Raw genomic sequence first — 17,108 nt, 5'->3', positions numbered from 1 at the left:
TAATCAAAGGTAGTTGCACTTTTGTTACGTCTGATTTTCCTTCGGAAAATCCTCGCACACAAAACCGCAACTATTCTTATACAAACACGTTGTGCTTCATACCGATGAAAAAGATAACACTCATATTAATTATTCTGATTTCAACTTTAAGTTGTAAAGATAAATCTGAAAAAAAGATTGATTCAACTAAAATTGAACCAAAAGTCAAATTTGAAAAGCTCGATTCTGAAGATGAAAATAATTTTAAAAATAACGAGTTAAAATTTGAACAATTCAGGTCAGCTGAAAATGATGAATTGAATAAATTATCAATAGATTTTGACAATTATAAATTAATTATTAATGGATACTCAACATTTAATGATAATTTTATTATTGATAAAGACACTCTAATATTTGATGAGGAACTTGGATTTAATTTTGAGAATAGATTGATTGAAATTCAACCAAAAAATAAGTTCGACAAATTTGAGTTATTTATAGCTTTAGAAAATAATTTGACCGTTTATGTTGGAGAAAAACAATTTCAAGAACTGAAAAATTGGAAAAAAATTGAACAATATGAGAAATTAAAAGATTCTTCTAATTTTTTCTTTAAAACATCAAACTACAATCGAAAAATTAAAGAACAAAAACTTGAGAGTGATTTTGAAAAGATAAAAAGAGAAGTTTTAAAATTAAAAGGAGAATACATCACAGAGGAAATTAACAAGGCTGATTCAATTAATAAACTTCCGATTGAGTTTTGGATAAGTCGAGTATTCTTAAAAATTATTAGAACAAAAGAGAACGGAGAAAAAGAACAATTAGTAATAATTAATAATTCAAGTTGGGGATGTTGATTAAGTACGAAAGCACAACAATGTACATAAAAAATAGCTTCATTTAGTTAAATAGAATGTTTCTAAAACAAAAAAATATTAAATTTAAACATCGGAAAATAACGTTTTCAAAAACGCTACTTTTCATGTACTAAACCGTTACCTGTAATATTTCTCTCATCTCAGGTTTGCGAATTTTAATGTGAAATATACTACGCTCCTGCCTTCTAAATTGTCTTAAAAAATCAAATTGTTAGCGGATTTTAAAAAAGTGAAATGTTGCGCGGATTAAAAAGAAAAGCGGATTGTTAAGCGGATAAAAAAAAGTGGAATGTTGCGCGGATTGAAAAACAGAACGGATGGTTGCGCGGATTGAAAAACAGAACCAATGGTTGCGCGGATTGAAAAACAGAACGGAATGTTACGCAGACTTTAAAGCAGTACGCAAGCAGAACGCACCGTTCAATACTACAGGTAACATTGTGTATAATTCATTGCTGCGGAATTTTCTAGCGAAAATTCACGCGCATTTGTTATCTTTCTACTCAAGCGGAAAGAATCCTGCGGATTTTTCCGCAACGAAATCATACACTAGACCGTTACCTACAATTATGAAAAACATCCGAACTCAAATTCAAATTTTATTGATTATTATATCAATTCCCTTATTTGGACAAAATGATTCTCTTTCAATTAATGGAAACGGATTTGGATCTGTTTTTCAAAATTTAGAATCGGGAAAATTTAGTGGAACTATAAACGGGATTTTAATTCTGAAAAATTCTAAAAACAAAGAGTCTTTATTGGATTTTCAAGGCAGTTACGCAAAATTGGAAATAGAAAAAGATGAAGATGAAGTTTATGATGTGAGTTATAAAAAATATACTGGAAAAACAACAAGCGGAAAGACGGAAATTAAATACGAAACCTACGCTTACTCAAACTCAATCGGAATTGAATACAATGGAGAATATTATGATTTATCGTTAATAGATGGAGCTTGTGATTTAATAATTAACGGACTTGAATACTCTTACGAATCTGAAAAGAGTGCTGAATATCTCATTATCCGAATTACGAAAGAAATAAAATTAATGAATCGTTATGACAGCAAAATTAGAAAAACAATTAAACTTTTACCGAATTCAACTTTGGTAATTGCAATAAATCGGAATAAAAAACTGTAGGTAACAACGTGTATAATTCATTGCTAGTACTCGCCTACTTACGAAAATCCTCGCGGATTTTCTATTCGGTTTGTATTTGCTAAATTAGTTGCTCAAACACGCAACGAAATCATACACAAACACGTTGGCAACAAGCTGAAAAAACAGAGAAAATCGAAAATGAACAACGAAAAATGGAATGAAATCTGCTTTATATTATCCGACAATATTCGGACTGATATTAGCGAAAGTGATTTTGAACTAAACGTAGTCCAAGCTTTAAGAGTTTTGGATTGGAAAGAATATTCTGGAGATATAGAAATTCGACCTTCCTTTCAAGTTGGTGCCTCAAACAGAATTACACCTGATTTTGTAATAAAAGATTCCGATAATAGAAAATTGTTCGTGATTGAAATTAAACAACCAAACATTCCACTTAATTCAAGATTCCAACAACAGTTATTTTCATATATGCGTCAGTTAAAACTCGAATACGGAATTTTAATCGGACAAGGAATCCAAATTTTTTACGATGGAAATTTAGCAAAACAAGAAGACCCAATACTTTTAGAAACAATAAAGTTCACAAAGGATAATGACAAAGGATTAAAATTTGTCGAAATATTTGCTAAAGAAAATTTTAACCAAGAATCATTGCGGAATTTTACTCTTAATGGACTAAAAAAATTAAATCGCAGAGAGGAACACAAGGAACTGACAAAAAAACTACTCGATGAAAATTATCAAGAAAAAATATCGGAACTTATAAAACAAGATTTTCTTGACCAATATGATGGCGAATTAATTGAGTCTGTTTTGGAAAATTTGAGAATTGAGATTAGAGCAAAAAATGCACTACCAACACAAAGTGAATTACCAAAAAGAGAATTTTCTAAAGAAAGAATAGTTGACTATTCAAATGGAATTTTACCAATTGAATTAAATCCGTCAACGGAATATGAATTTAAAAGGAGACTTTTATTGACCAAAACAGCTTATATCACGACATTTTATAAAAACGGAACTTCTAAACAAAAAGTTTGGAATGCTAACAGATTTAGAGAAACTTCGGGAGTTTTAGGAAATTTAAGGTCAAGACCAGAATTCAGAAATGGAGAATGGCAAAAACTCGGAATTGAAAAAGTTTTAGTTTCGATTGACAAATAGAAATCGGAAAGAAAAGCCAGTTGCCAACAACGTATAAAATTAATTGCTTGGTTCTAGCCTACTTACGAAAATCCTCGCGGATTTTCTATTCGGTTTGTATTTGCTAAATTCGTTGCTTAACCACGCAACTAATCTTATACAAAACCGTTGGCAGTAAGTGTGAAGGAAAACCCCGAAAAACATTGACAAACGAAAAAAAAAGTAAAATACTGATTTATCTTATTGCAGCCATTTGGATAGCGAATGGGCTTTTTTGCAAAGTGTTAAACCTCGTTCCCCGACACGAAGAAATTGTTGCCCGAATTTTAGGAAACGATTATTCCAGAATGCTAACAATTCTCATCGGACTTGCCGAAATTGTAATGGCAATTTGGATTTTGACAAAATTTAAATCAAAACTAAACGCCATATTTCAAATGGTAGTTGTTGCAACAATGAACATCATTGAATTTATTGCTGTTCCTGACTTGCTTCTCTGGGGAAAACTAAATATTATTTTTGCTTTCCTATTCATCGGACTTGTTTACTACAACGAATTTGTTTTAAACAAAAAACCTAACTCACCTATCACAATATGAACTTCCTAAAAAACCATCCGTTTGCCGTTGAAGCATTTTTTGAAAGTTCGTTGGTTATGACCTTTGCCGTGCCCAAAGAACAACTTCAAAATTTCATTCCTAAATGTTTGGAATTGGACACTTTTCAAGACAAATGGGCTTTTTTAGCAATTGCAATGGTTCAGACAAAAGGGCTTAAACCAAAGGGCTTTCCAAAATTTATGGGTAATGATTTCTTCCTAATCGGTTATCGAATTTTTGTCCGCTACACCAACAACGCGGGAAAACGATTAAGAGGTTTGTACATCATCAAATCGCAAACTGACAAAAAGAAAATGGAATTATTTGGTAATGTATTCACACATTACAATTACACTACAACAGACATCACGAAAACAACAAACGGAAATTTACGAACCATTAAATCCGAACAATCAAAATTTCAAATTTCAGTTGAACAAACTAATAACGAAATAAAAATCCCTGAAAACTCCCCGTTTACCGACTGGAAGGATGCTCGAAAGTTTGCAGGTCCTTTGCCTCATACTTTTACCGTTAACAAAAAAGATAAAACCATACTTACTATTTTGGGCGTTCGACAAAATTGGAAACCCGTACCTGTAAAAGTGGAAAGTTACCATTTTGATTTTCTGAACAGTTTGAAACTTCAAAACATAGTTCTGGCAAATGCTTTTGAGATTAAGAATATACCATATCATTGGGAAAAAGGTAAAATTGAAAAATGGAAATAAGCAGACGAAAATTTCAGGGAGTTCTTAATATCTTAAGTTTCAACAGGCATTTTTACGTGTTTGGACTAATTGCTTTGGTGCTAATTATTGGAAGCAAATATATTTTCAACTGGAATAATAACTTGTTTTGGTTGGTCATTTGTGGGTTTATCTACGGTCTTACAATGCCCTTAATCGTTTCCGCCTACGTTTACGATTTTTCAGGTTTCTATCATTTCGACTGGCTAAAAAAAATAAATCTTGACGATTCAAAACAAAATCTTAATCTAAATATCAATGCCGGTTTTGATGAAACAAGCTATATCATAAAAAACGTTTTGCCTAAATCAGAATTACAAGTTTATGATTTTTACAATGCCAAACAGCATACAGAACCTGCAATAATCAGAGCAAGAAAAGTCAGTTTGGTCTATCCAAACACCGAACAAATAAAATCAAATATAATTCCACTATCAGACAATTCGGTTAACAACATTTTTTTACTTTCAGCTATCCACGAAATACGGAAACAAGACGAAAAAATACAGTTTTTAAAAGAATGCAGAAGGGTTTGCAAACCCAATGGAAATGTAATTATGGTGGAACATTTAAGGGATTTACCTAACTTTTTTGCTTTTACCATCGGCTTTACACATTTCTTTTCAAAAACAACTTGGGTTAAGGCGTTCAAAGAAGCTGGTTTTACATCAATCAACGAAACAAAATTCACACCGTTTATGTCAATTTTCGAGTCTAAATAACAATGGAGGTACACTTAAAAATTATTGGAGTTTTATTAATGGCTTTAGCGTCAATTCACGTCTTTTTTCCAAAATATTTTAGCTGGAAAGAAGAACTAAAATCCTTGAGTTTGATAAACCGACAAATGATGACAGTTCATACCTTTTTCATTGCCTTTGTGGTATTTCTAATGGGCTTACTTTGTCTGACATCTGCAACAGACTTAACTCAAACCAAATTTGGAAGAACAATAGCACTCGGACTTGGATTTTTTTGGGCAACCCGATTAATTTTTCAACTCTTTGTGTATTCAACGAAACTTTGGAAAGGCAAGACCTTTGAAACAACAATCCACATCGTATTTACGATATTTTGGATATATTTAACAAGCGTATTTTTACGGACTGGATTAAAATAATAAACGGTGTTACGGTAGAAAAACACCAACTGCCAACAACGTATATAAAAAATAGCGGTTAAGTCAATTAATCAAAAGAAAATGAATAAATAAAAGGTCTGTTTAAACTGAAAAAATTGTGCTTAAAATCCGCTACTTTTCATATACAAGACCGTTGCCTACAATAGCGGAATCCACTCAAGCGCGAGCAATACGGAATTGAAAATCATCTGACTTTTGCCAATCTCTACGCTGAATTTTTTTCTCGAAATCTGAATTAAGCCTGTTGCGGACTTACCACTCATACGGAATTTATAAACGTTGCGGAAATCAGATCTGAACGCTGAAATTCACTCTTGCGGAATTGAGCCAGTTTGCTGAATTGAAAATCTGAACGGAATAAATGCGTCTGAATTTTTGGCTAGTTTGTTTTTCGCGATTTTTTTTTTAGAATTTTAAGAAAGTAAAAACGAAAAAACTACAGTAGGCAACAACGTATAAAAATAATGCTTAGTTTAGTGCTAAATCAACGAATAGTCCACTTTTGCTACTTCTGAATTTCCTGCGGAAATTCCTCGCACGCAAAACCGCACTATTCTTATACAGAAACGTTGTAAGTAATGCAGAAATCGTGATAAAATGAACATTTGAACTAAAAAAAGCCAACGCGCAAACAGCACATTTATTTTTTTTGCCAACGCGAAAAGCCAAAGCTGAAAAAAATAAAAGAGCTGTTTCTTGCCAACGCTCGAAATGATATTAACTTTGAGAAAAACGATTAAAATTTTATGAGCTTATTTCAGAACTCTGTTCTAAACAAATATTTAAAAGGATTGGAGTCCGAAAAAGTCAATCAAGCTTACGAGCGATTTACCAGCCATTTCCATAATCCGACGATTCAAGAAAACATCCGAAATTCCAAAGAGGAACAGTATCAAGGCGAATTTCTAATTGACTTATTCGTAAACGTTTTTGGCTACGTTAAAAACCCAACACCTAGTTTTAATCTGACAACCGAGTTAAAAAACTTTAAAGGTTCAAAAAAAACAGATGGAGCAATTTTAAAAGGCGACAAAGCTCTTGCTGTAATTGAACTGAAAGGAACAAACACAACGGATTTAAGCAAAGTAGAAACTCAAGCATTTGGATATAAAAACAACCAACCAGGTTGTAATTATGTAATTACTTCCAACTTTGAAAAGTTGCGATTTTACATAGACAACGCAGTCGATTTTGAGGAATTTAATCTATTTCAACTCACAAAAGAACGCTTTGAAATACTTTGGCTTTGTCTTTCGTCAAAGTATCTTTTAAAAGACCTTGCAAAAAAAATTAAAGACGAATCTATAAAGCAAGAAGCGAACATTACCAAAAAGCTTTACAAAGATTACTCTGAATTTAGAAACGACATTTTTGACAGTATTCAAAAAGAAAATCCAGAATACGACAAACTAACTTTATTTAAGAAAACACAAAAGTTACTTGACCGTTTCCTATTCATATTTTTCGCAGAAGACAGGTTATTAGTTCCACCAAACTCAATTAACCAAATTATTGAAAAATGGAAAGACGATGTAGATTTTGGAGACCACAAACCATTATATTCAATTTTCAAGCAATATTTTAATGTTTTAAATGTAGGTCGTCCAGCAAGAGGAATTAGAGAAGCTATTTTTGCTTATAACGGAGGTTTATTTGCATCTGATGAAATATTAGACAACATCAATATAAATGATGACTTACTTTTCAAGCACACATTAAATTTAAGTAACTACGATTTTGAAAGCGAAGTAAGTGTAAATATTCTTGGACATATATTTGAACATTCTCTAACCGAAATTGAAGAAATTCAATTGGAATTAGCTGGCATTCCGAATGACAAAGGAAAAACCAAACGGAAAAAGGAAGGAGTTTTTTATACGCCAAAGTATATCACTAAATATATTGTAGATAATACGGTTGGTAAACTTTGTGAAGCAAAGAAAAAAGAACTTGAAATCAACGATGACAATTATCAACCAGCAAAACAACGAAGCAGAAAACGATTGGATAATCTTCAATCTTATAGAGATTGGCTATTGCAATTGACAATTTGTGACCCAGCTTGTGGCTCTGGTGCTTTTTTAAATCAAGCATTGGAGTTTTTATTAGAAGAACATAAGTTTATTGATGAACTCTCGGCTAAATACAACAAAGATGCTTTGGTTTTAAGTGATGTTGAAAATGCAATTTTAGAGAAAAATATTTATGGCGTAGACATCAATGAAGAGGCAATTGAAATTGCCAAACTTGCATTATGGTTACATACAGCTCAAAAAGGGAGAAAACTAACATCTTTAAGCGACAATATAAAATGTGGGAATAGCTTAATTGAAGACCCAGAAATTGCAGGAGATAAAGCATTTAATTGGGAAAAAGAATTTCCTGATGTTTTTAGCAAAGGTGGTTTTGATATTATTATTGGAAATCCGCCATACGTATCCAATAAAGATATGCATAGACACGGAATGCAAAACCAAATTAATCATTGGAATGATAAGTTTGAAAGTGCACAATCTGGTAATTATGACATTTTCATTCCATTTATTGAACAAGGAATGCGATTAGTTAAGGAAAAACAATATCTATCTTTTATTATTCCTAATAAATTTTTAAGTGCAAAATACTCGAAAAGCTTACTTGACTTAATTAGCAAAAACTACACATTTGAGGAAGTTATAGATTATTCAAATATAAATGTCTTTACAGACGCTTCTGTATATCCTATAATTATAACAATCTCAAAAAATAAACAAAAACAAAAGAACCAAAATTCTGTCGATAGAATAATTGTAGAACAAGGTGCTTTTGAGGAGTTTGGTATTCATCGAAAATGGGATTTCATTAATCTAAAGTATTTAGATTCTATTGACAAGGAGAGTGATTCAATCATTTCAAAAATTGAAAAATCTAAAAACACCTTAAACAATGATTTAAGTTTTGAACCAGGAATAAATGGATTTCAATTTACCAACTATGCTCAATGTGTTACAGATGGTAAAATAAATGATGATTCAAAAAGGTTAACAGTTACTGGCAGTATTGACCCACATATTTTCACCAACAACATAACAAGATACAAGAAGAAAGATTACATAAAACCATTTATAACTTATGATTCAGAAATAATATCCGAAGGTAAATGGGCTTTATTCTGTAAACCAAAAGTTATGGTAGCTGGAATGACTAAAATTATTGAAGCGTCTTTAGATTCGAAAGGGGAATACGCACCAGCTGTAAGTGTTTATAGTATTTGCGGAGAATTAGACAAATTGTACCAAGTCCAATTAATTATCAATTCTAAACTAATTAATTGGTTTTTTAGATATAAATTTTCCGATAAACATATGGCTGGAGGCTATATAAGTGTGAATAACTTACTACTTCAAAAAATACCATTTAGACAAATAACAGACGTAAGTCAAACAAAAGTTTTAGTAGAAAACGCCAATAAGTATAGATTGGAAGTAGAAACATTAGCTAATAATTTCTCGACACTTCTAAAATCGAAATTTGAATTGGAAAAAATTAGCAGAAAATTGCAAAATTGGTATCAATTAGAATTTAAAGACTTTTTAAAAGAGCTTAAAAGATTAAAAATCTCTATCGCAATTAGTGAAGAAGCAGAATGGTTACAATATTTTAACCAAGAGAAAGATAAAATTGTAGAACTCGAATCGCTTATTTTACGGAATGATAATGAAATGGACAAAATAGTATATGAACTTTATGAACTAACTAAAGAAGAAATTGAATTAGTGAAAAATGCCAACGCATAAGCCATACACATTTGCAATTCGCTTCAGCCAAAACACAAGCCAAAAATTGCAAAAGAGTATGTCTTGCCAACGCTCACATTTGAACTAAATAACAAACATCGGAAAACAAAGCAGAACGTAAAAAGCACTACTTACAACAACGTGTATAAAACATAGCTATTATAGGCTTTCCGAGAGGTTTTTGTATATTTACAAAGTACGCCAAATTTTTTATTTGGTTATATTTAGAAAAGAAAATTAAACATAAAAATAAAAAATTCGGCTCGTGTTAAATCCGAAAAATTAGCGACTTTTTATACGCTACGTTTCATACACAAGACCGTTGTAAGTAATGCCGAAAACCCACGAATTTGAATGAACAAAACAATATTTGAAATTACCAAAATGGACTGTCCATCGGAGGAAAATTTAATCCGAATGAAATTGGACGGAATTTCAAGTATTGCCAATTTGGACTTTGACATTCCGAATCGAAAATTGACCGTTTTTCACAGCGGAGAAATTGACCAAATCGAAAAGTCAGTTATCGAACTGAATTTAGGCGGAAAGAAAATCTCAACGGAAGAAACCGACCAAACGGAATTTAAAGAAAACGAAAATCAGAAAAAGCTACTTTGGTCTGTACTTGCAATAAATTTCGCGTTTTTCATAATCGAAATGACAACAGGAATTATCTCAAAATCAATGGGACTTGTTGCCGACAGTTTAGATATGCTTGCGGACAGTTTTGTTTACGGAATTAGCTTGTTTGCGGTTGGCGGAACAGTAATAAAGAAAAAACGGATTGCCAAACTTGCTGGATATTTTCAAATAACACTTGCGATTATTGGATTTGTAGAAGTTTTAAGGAGATTTTTTGGAGACGAGAAACTTCCCGATTTTTCAACAATGATTATCGTCTCTATTTTTGCACTTATAGCAAACGGAATTTGTCTTTACATTTTGCAAAAGTCAAAAAGCAAAGACGAGGCACATATGAAAGCTAGTATGATTTTCACCTCGAATGATGTGATTATCAATTTAGGCGTAGTAATCGCTGGACTTTTGGTAAATTGGTTGAGTTCGAGTAAACCTGATTTGATTATCGGAACAATCGTTTTTGCATTGGTAATTCAAGGAGCATTCCGAATACTAAAATTGAGCAGGTAAGCAAAAAAACACTACTTACAACAACGTGTATAATTAATTGCTTAGGTCGTTGCCTATTTGGAAAATTCCTTCGGAATTTTCTCGCGTTCGTTTTTGTTTACTAAATTAGTTGCTGAAACACGCAACTAACCATACACAAGACCGTTGCCAGTAATTTGAACCCAACCAATAATGTCAGTAAGTAGTTACAGAAATAAAGTCAGCCAAATAAATTCTCAAATTGCGGATTTAATGAAAAAGCAAGTTGCTGAAAGGAAAAAAGAAGTCGATTTGAATTCTAAAATCAATGATTTATCTAAAAGAGCTTTCTCAACGAAAAATCTTTCTACAATTCAAAGTTATCAAAGACAAATAGATGGTAAATCAAAAGAGCTAATTCGTATAAGTTCGAAAGTTGCTGACTTTGAAAAAAAACTGGCTGATAAACGAAAAGAATTATCTCGAAATCAAGATTACTTGACAAAAGCAATCGATAGTGAAACAAAAAAAAGACAGAATCAAGAACTGAATTTTTTAAAAGAAAAAGAGAGAATCAATCGTTCTGAATTGGGCAACATTCGGAATTTAAACTCTGAAATTCAACGCCAACAAAATATATTTGAAAATTACCAAGTTCCAGAAAGTGAATTAACAGATGACGATGTTGACTACTCTCTAAAGGAACTTACTGAACTTCACGACCGAATTAACTCTGTATTGGAAAAACTTGAGAAACTGGGTTATGGACAAGAAATAATATTTGATGAAATTGAACAACTAAAAGGAAAAAGTAAAAAAATCAGCAAAAAGGATTTGAAAATGATGCTTATTGGAAAGATTGTAAGTTTTGGAATGGGAAAAATTGACACGGAATTAGCTGCTCAAATATTTGAAGAAATTACGAGTGTTGATTTAACTAAACTGATTGAATAAAAACTATGAACTTAAGCGCAAATACACTATTCCACATTACACCCAAAATTGAATTTTTAGAAAATATTTTAACCAATGGTTTTGCACCCAGATATTGCATTGAAGAAATAGGTTTTTTTACACCTTTTACAAATGGTTCTGAAATGGTTGCCCAACCAATGGTTTGTTTCTGTGACATTGGTCTTGCTTCAATAAGTGAACACGTAAATAAGTACGGATTCTTCGGCTTAGGAATGACAAAAGAATGGGGAAGCTCGAAAGGAATTTCACCTGTAACTTATGTTTATGAACATAGTTCTACTGCAGACTTAATAAGATTTATTTTGTGGAAGACGTTTGAAATGAAAGTAAGTGATGAAAGCAATCAATTTTTAGGTTTACTTCAAATTCTTAAAAATTACTATAAGTCATCAAAAGGACATATGTATAAAGATGGTAAATTTCAAGATAAACTTTACAATTTTTACGACGAGAGAGAATGGAGATATGTTCCTTTTGGAGAAATTGAAAAAGCAGCTTCAAAAATACCAGAAATAAGAGCATTTTTAGAAAAAGAAATTTTTGACAACATTGATATAAGAGAAAATAACAATAGTATTTTACAAGAACATTGCAGTCTAAAATTTAATTATAAAGATATCAAATACATCTTCGTAAAAACAAATGAAGATTTTGAAAGATTATCGGATTTTATTGAGCAAAATTATTTGAGAAATCAATCAAAAAGTGTCCAACGAAATATGATTGGTAAAATTCAAGTAATGGAAAATTTAATGGAGGATATTTAAAATAAAAAACTACTGGCAACACCGTGTATAATTAATTGCTTTGGTCGTTGCTTATTTGGAAAATTCCTTCGGAATTTTCTCGCGTTCGTTTTTGTTTACTAAATTAGTTGCTGAAACACGCAACTAACCATACACAAACACGTTAGCTACAATGACCTAAAAACTAACGTAGAACAATTAAAAACCACAAATGTTGAAAATATCATTCGTATTTTTTATCACACTACTCTTACCTATTGTATGTATAGCACAGGAAAATAAAGTAACTACAGGAAATGAAAATGGAACACTTATAGCGATTGGTGGTGGAGATATTGGACACACTAATATTATGAAAGAATTTCGGAAACTGGCTGGCGGAGATTCTGCAAAAATAGTAGTTATACCAACAGCGTTTGTGAGGAACAATGAAATAGATACATTGTTATTAAAAAGAAATTTCAAAGAATATGGAATACCTAATTTTACTGTTCTACATACAAATGATTCTATTGAGGTAAATACAGATGATTTTGTTAAACCGATTAAAGAAGCTACAGGTATTTATTTTACAGGTGGTAGACATTGGAGAATTGCAGATAGTTATTTAAATACCAAAGTACACAAGGAACTATTAAAATTATTGGACAGAGGTGGCGTAATTGCAGGTTCGTCAGCAGGCGCAACTATACAAGGTTCCTATTTAGCAAGAGGAGATACGAAAAACAATCAAATAATGATGGGAGACCACGAAATTGGATTCGGATTTATTTCAAATATTGCTATTGACCAACACGTGTTAAGCCGAAATAGACAGTTTGATATGTTTACAATCCTAGAGAAAAAACCTGAACTTTTGGGTGTCGGAATTGATGAGAGTACAGCTATTGTGGTCAAAGGAGATATTCTGGAAGTTATTGGAGAAAGTTATGTTATTATCTATGACAAATCGTTCTGGTCAATTGAACATAATCCATTCGATGAGGAAACTCAAAAAGAACTTCCAAATAAAAACCAATTATTCTATTTTTTGAAAAGTGGAGATAAATATAATTTAAGAGACAGAAAAGTCATTCGGAATTAAACATTATGCATAATCACTGTAGCTAACACCGTGTATAATTAATTGCTTTGGCAAGTGCTTATTTGGAAAATTCCTTCGGAATTTTCTCGCGTTCGTTTTTGTTTACTAAATTAGTTGCTGAAACACGCAACTAACCATACACAACAACGTTGTGCTTCATTATCAGAAACCGCTAACCAATGATAAAATTCTTTAGAAAAATTAGACAAAATTTACTTTCAGAGGGAAAAACTGGAAAGTATATTAAATATGCTATTGGTGAAATTTTACTAGTTGTTATCGGAATTTTGATTGCTCTTCAAATTAATAATTGGAACGACCAACGTATTTCAAAAAAAGAAGTAATCACGCAATTAAAAATATTGTCGATCGAATTAAAAGATGATATCAATCTATTTGAATCCCAGATTAAAAGTTACCCAGAAAGAGTTGATTATCTTCAAAAACTATCTCAAGGAGAATTTGAAGAATTAGATTTAAGTCTGTTTTTTGAAATAGTAGTTTGGAATGATACTCCTATACTCTTCGGTGATTCTTATGCTAATTTAAAAACCAATGGAGGTATTGATTTGATAGATGATAAAGATTTAAAAAACAAATTAGGTTTCTACAATGATCGCGCACGACTTACAACTAACGAATTAATAGATTATGGAAGGTCTACCGCTCTTGAAAATGTGGATATGACTGTTTTATCGTATATGGAATATGATAATAATAATGAACTGGTAAAAGAAAACACGATTAGAGTTATTAAAGAAAAAAAACTCAATAACATTATCAATTATCAATTGATGACGAAGAAAACACAACTTAACATTTATACGGATATGAATGAATTTGCCCAAAAACTTAAAGAACAATTAGATGAATATATACAGACACTTGAATAAATAACGAAAGCACAACAATGGCTATAAGTAATTGCTTGTTCTCGTCTACTTCTGAAAATCCTCGCGGATTTTCAGTTTGGGGTGTACTTGCAAAGTTAAGTGTTAATCCACGCAACTACTCATAGCCGAGACCGTTGTGTGTAATACCCAATCTTATCCAAAAACTGACTGAATGCTAATAACTTAAATAATTATGAAATCTTTAATCATCATTTTAACCTTATTATTATGTTTCAGTGTTAATGCTCAAGAAAAAAAATTAAAATCGAACACTTTTTTGAGGATATACAATTTAAATGGAAAGAAAATCGCTAAGGGAAAATTACTGTCAACTACCAAAACTACGTTAACATTAAGAAGAAATAAAAAACCAATAAATATTTCAATTGATAGTATAGGTTCAATTAAAACTAAGAGATCTGTAGGCAATAATATACTTATAGGTTCATCAATTGGTGCTGGCACTGTAATTCTTCTAAGTACCAGAACAGATGAATCATTTACTGAGGGCTATACAGGAATAGGGACCTTGGTATTCTCAGGATTGGGTGCTGGAATAGGTGCTATTACTTCTATTTTCAAGAACTCTATGACTTTTCAAATTAATGGCGATTCAGTTGTATGGGAAAATTTCAGAAATCTTTTACCAAATTAATCTGAATGATAAAATTAACCTCTGATAATGAACAAAATACTACACACAACAACGTGTATATTTAATTGCTTGTTCTGTGTGTACTCGGAAAATCCTACGGATTTTCCTCTGGTTCGTTTTTGTTTACTAACTTAGTCCTAGCCAACGCAACTCACCATACACGAACACGTTGCCACACATATGAGAAAACCGCTAACTACATTTTTTGCAATTTTGGTTTTGACTTCAATTTTTTGGAATTGTCAGCAAGAAAAAATTATTTCTGAAACTGAATTTGAACAAGCTGTTTTCTATGAAATATTTCCTTCTATTTTAGATTCTATTTATGACGACAGGCGAAAATCTCCACCTCCTCCACCTCCTTCACCAGAGTTTTTTGACAAATATGGAAGTATAGATGAAGCTATTGAAGCTTATAAAAAGACTGATGTTTATATACAAGCAATAAAAGATTACAAAAGAAAAAAAGATTCCTTAAACCGAGATACAGCATCAATATATTTAGCTATTTCGGATTCTATTACTCGTTTTGACAGAGAAGATATGTACGAGTTAGTTAAACATTTTAAAAACCAAAACATAGTTTTAGATTCAAAAAACATTGAATTGGACAATGGATTCAAAATAGATTTAACCAGGTTAAAGGCTAACAATAAAAAATTCAAATTCAAATATCAATCGGAATTCCCTAAAGGACGTGAATTCTGGAGAACTAAATATGATTTTTACATTGGAGCGAAGATTGGGTTTAGTCGAATATTATTTGACAAAAATAAATCTTACGGAGTTCTAAATGCTGGATTTGGAATGGGAATTCTAAACGGAAGTGGTTTTCGAGTTTTCATAAGAAAAAATGACCAAGGTAAATGGATTATTGATAAGATTATTGACACTTGGATTTCATAAAAAATACGTGTGGCAACAACGTGTATAATTAATTGCTTTGGTCGTTGCTTATTTGGAAAATTCCTTCGGAATTTTCTCGCGTTCGTTTTTGTTTACTAAATTAGTTGCTGAAACACGCAACTAACCATACACAAAACCGTTGGCAACAATACAGGAATGACAGATAAAAATCGAGAATATGATTTTGAAGAATGGATTTCGTTATCTGAAAATGATAAGGGAAAAATAATTAATGAATATTGGAATCCTTACAAACCTGAAATCGGAAAGAAAACTCGGGAGCAAATAATTGAAAAATTAAAAGAAAAAATCTCCGACCAAATTGACTACTGCGAATTCCGGTACTTTGGATTTTATGCGAGCGCAATATTTATTATTCCGAATAATTCTAAAACGAGAATTCCGACCTCTTTTGCTGGTTTGACTATCAATAAAGGAAAAATAAAACAGAAAGTGGAATCTGACTTATGGAAAGTGAAATGGAACTATTCTGGGACTGAAGAACTAAAAATAAATAAAAGTACAGTTGCCAACAATGTATAAAAATAATTGCTTGGTTCTTGCCTACTCGGAAAATCCTGCGGATTTTCCTCTGGTTCGTTCCATTTTTGTTAAGTTAGTTGCTTAATCACGCAACTATCCTTACACAAACCGTTGTAGGTAATTTAACTGACCCGAATGAGAAAATCAATTTATTTAATTTTAATAATCCTTTTAGTATCCTGTACCGATAGAAGAACTGAATTAGAAAAGCAGTTTTTGGAAAATTATGCAAATGGAATTGGAACTTTCTCAAGAGATTTAACTGGCCATTTTCCGAGCGAACTGAAAGAAGAAAAAAAGCTTTCCGTAAGTTATCCTTCAGGAGTTTATGCAATTGGAATGGCAAATATGATTTTCTCTCATCAAGTGGATTCAATGGAATTTAACAAAGTTAAACGCAAACTGGAATTGAATAAGATTAAATCTTATAAACCAACAGATAGCATTTTTATAATAGTTGGAGATACTATCAACTATTCTGAAAAATTAAATGGAATTCCCATACCGAATTTCGACTCTTACGAAAGAGACTTTGGAATGAATAGCAAATATCTACCTGAATATCATAAAATTTATGTATTTGAATCCAAAACTGGAAAATATTTACAAGAAGAAAATTTATCATCGGGAAAGAATCTACCTGAAAAATGGAAAAATGGATATTCAAGAGGAATTGCCACAAATGAAAAAGAAAACGAATTAGTATATTGGCTTTACGTATGGTAAAAAAACTACCTACAACAATGTATAACCGCAATTACGGCGGATTCGACTACGTCCGAATCCACTCGGAATTGCTAA

17 protein-coding genes are annotated in these 17,108 nt (G+C 31.6%); all 17 read left to right on the top strand.

Annotated elements, in window-relative coordinates; translation table 11 throughout:
* Nucleotides 1–104: 104 nt before the first annotated feature.
* The 17 genes from BUA46_RS11105 to BUA46_RS11025 all read left to right on the top strand — a co-directional run bounded on the left by BUA46_RS11105 (nucleotide 105) and on the right by BUA46_RS11025 (nucleotide 17,033).
* Nucleotides 105–842 (top strand): hypothetical protein, encoded by a 738-nt coding sequence (locus BUA46_RS11105; protein WP_019388193.1) that lies wholly within the window; start codon nucleotides 105–107, stop codon nucleotides 840–842.
* A 338-nt stretch (nucleotides 843–1,180) separates the two neighbouring features.
* The gene (locus tag BUA46_RS11100; protein ID WP_019388192.1) at nucleotides 1,181–2,008 is read left to right on the top strand and encodes a hypothetical protein; all 828 of its coding nucleotides are present in this window, start codon (nucleotides 1,181–1,183) and stop codon (nucleotides 2,006–2,008) included.
* Nucleotides 2,009–2,167: 159 nt separating this feature from the next.
* Nucleotides 2,168–3,154 (top strand): type I restriction enzyme HsdR N-terminal domain-containing protein, encoded by a 987-nt coding sequence (locus BUA46_RS11095; RefSeq protein ID WP_019388191.1) that lies wholly within the window; start codon nucleotides 2,168–2,170, stop codon nucleotides 3,152–3,154.
* 182 nt (nucleotides 3,155–3,336) lie between these two features.
* Complete coding sequence (locus BUA46_RS11090; protein ID WP_026010097.1) at nucleotides 3,337–3,732, top strand: DoxX-like family protein; 396 nt, start codon at nucleotides 3,337–3,339, stop codon at nucleotides 3,730–3,732.
* Complete coding sequence (locus BUA46_RS11085) at nucleotides 3,729–4,463, top strand: DUF2071 domain-containing protein (RefSeq protein ID WP_019388189.1); 735 nt, start codon at nucleotides 3,729–3,731, stop codon at nucleotides 4,461–4,463. Before BUA46_RS11090 ends, BUA46_RS11085 begins: the two co-directional genes overlap by 4 nt.
* The gene (locus BUA46_RS11080) at nucleotides 4,454–5,203 is read left to right on the top strand and encodes a class I SAM-dependent methyltransferase (protein ID WP_019388188.1); all 750 of its coding nucleotides are present in this window, start codon (nucleotides 4,454–4,456) and stop codon (nucleotides 5,201–5,203) included. Before BUA46_RS11085 ends, BUA46_RS11080 begins: the two co-directional genes overlap by 10 nt.
* Before the next feature lie 2 nt (nucleotides 5,204–5,205).
* Nucleotides 5,206–5,601, top strand: coding sequence for a hypothetical protein (locus tag BUA46_RS11075; protein WP_019388187.1), 396 nt, complete (start codon nucleotides 5,206–5,208; stop codon nucleotides 5,599–5,601).
* Nucleotides 5,602–6,368: 767 nt separating this feature from the next.
* Nucleotides 6,369–9,398, top strand: coding sequence for an Eco57I restriction-modification methylase domain-containing protein (locus BUA46_RS11070; protein WP_019388186.1), 3,030 nt, complete (start codon nucleotides 6,369–6,371; stop codon nucleotides 9,396–9,398).
* Nucleotides 9,399–9,752: 354 nt separating this feature from the next.
* Nucleotides 9,753–10,547, top strand: coding sequence for a cation efflux transmembrane domain-containing protein (locus tag BUA46_RS11065; protein ID WP_026010096.1), 795 nt, complete (start codon nucleotides 9,753–9,755; stop codon nucleotides 10,545–10,547).
* Between the two features lie 231 nt (nucleotides 10,548–10,778).
* Nucleotides 10,779–11,459, top strand: a complete 681-nt coding sequence (locus tag BUA46_RS15240; RefSeq protein WP_244890600.1) for a hypothetical protein — start codon at nucleotides 10,779–10,781, stop codon at nucleotides 11,457–11,459.
* A gap of 5 nt (nucleotides 11,460–11,464) precedes the next feature.
* Nucleotides 11,465–12,247: an abortive infection system antitoxin AbiGi family protein gene (locus tag BUA46_RS11055; protein ID WP_019388886.1), complete on the top strand. Its 783-nt coding sequence runs from the start codon at nucleotides 11,465–11,467 to the stop codon at nucleotides 12,245–12,247.
* A gap of 190 nt (nucleotides 12,248–12,437) precedes the next feature.
* Nucleotides 12,438–13,310 carry a cyanophycinase gene (locus tag BUA46_RS11050; RefSeq protein WP_019388885.1) on the top strand — a complete coding sequence of 291 codons (873 nt, stop codon included), beginning with the start codon at nucleotides 12,438–12,440 and terminating at the stop codon, nucleotides 13,308–13,310.
* A 179-nt stretch (nucleotides 13,311–13,489) separates the two neighbouring features.
* A complete protein-coding gene (locus tag BUA46_RS15125; RefSeq protein ID WP_019388892.1) occupies nucleotides 13,490–14,203 on the top strand; it encodes a DUF6090 family protein in 714 nt (237 codons plus the stop codon).
* A gap of 193 nt (nucleotides 14,204–14,396) precedes the next feature.
* Entirely contained in the window at nucleotides 14,397–14,858 is a 462-nt protein-coding gene (locus tag BUA46_RS11040; protein WP_019388891.1) for a hypothetical protein, read from the top strand.
* 219 nt (nucleotides 14,859–15,077) lie between these two features.
* Nucleotides 15,078–15,764 carry a hypothetical protein gene (locus tag BUA46_RS11035; protein ID WP_237714684.1) on the top strand — a complete coding sequence of 229 codons (687 nt, stop codon included), beginning with the start codon at nucleotides 15,078–15,080 and terminating at the stop codon, nucleotides 15,762–15,764.
* A 156-nt stretch (nucleotides 15,765–15,920) separates the two neighbouring features.
* Entirely contained in the window at nucleotides 15,921–16,307 is a 387-nt protein-coding gene (locus BUA46_RS11030; protein WP_019387816.1) for a hypothetical protein, read from the top strand.
* A 135-nt stretch (nucleotides 16,308–16,442) separates the two neighbouring features.
* Entirely contained in the window at nucleotides 16,443–17,033 is a 591-nt protein-coding gene (locus BUA46_RS11025; protein WP_019387815.1) for a hypothetical protein, read from the top strand.
* Nucleotides 17,034–17,108: the final 75 nt, after the last annotated feature.

This window comes from Algibacter luteus (assembly GCF_900141715.1).
GTDB lineage: Bacteria > Bacteroidota > Bacteroidia > Flavobacteriales > Flavobacteriaceae > Arenitalea > Arenitalea lutea.
The sequence above is the reverse complement of the archived record's forward strand: the minus strand, read 5'-3'. Positions and strand labels throughout refer to the sequence as shown.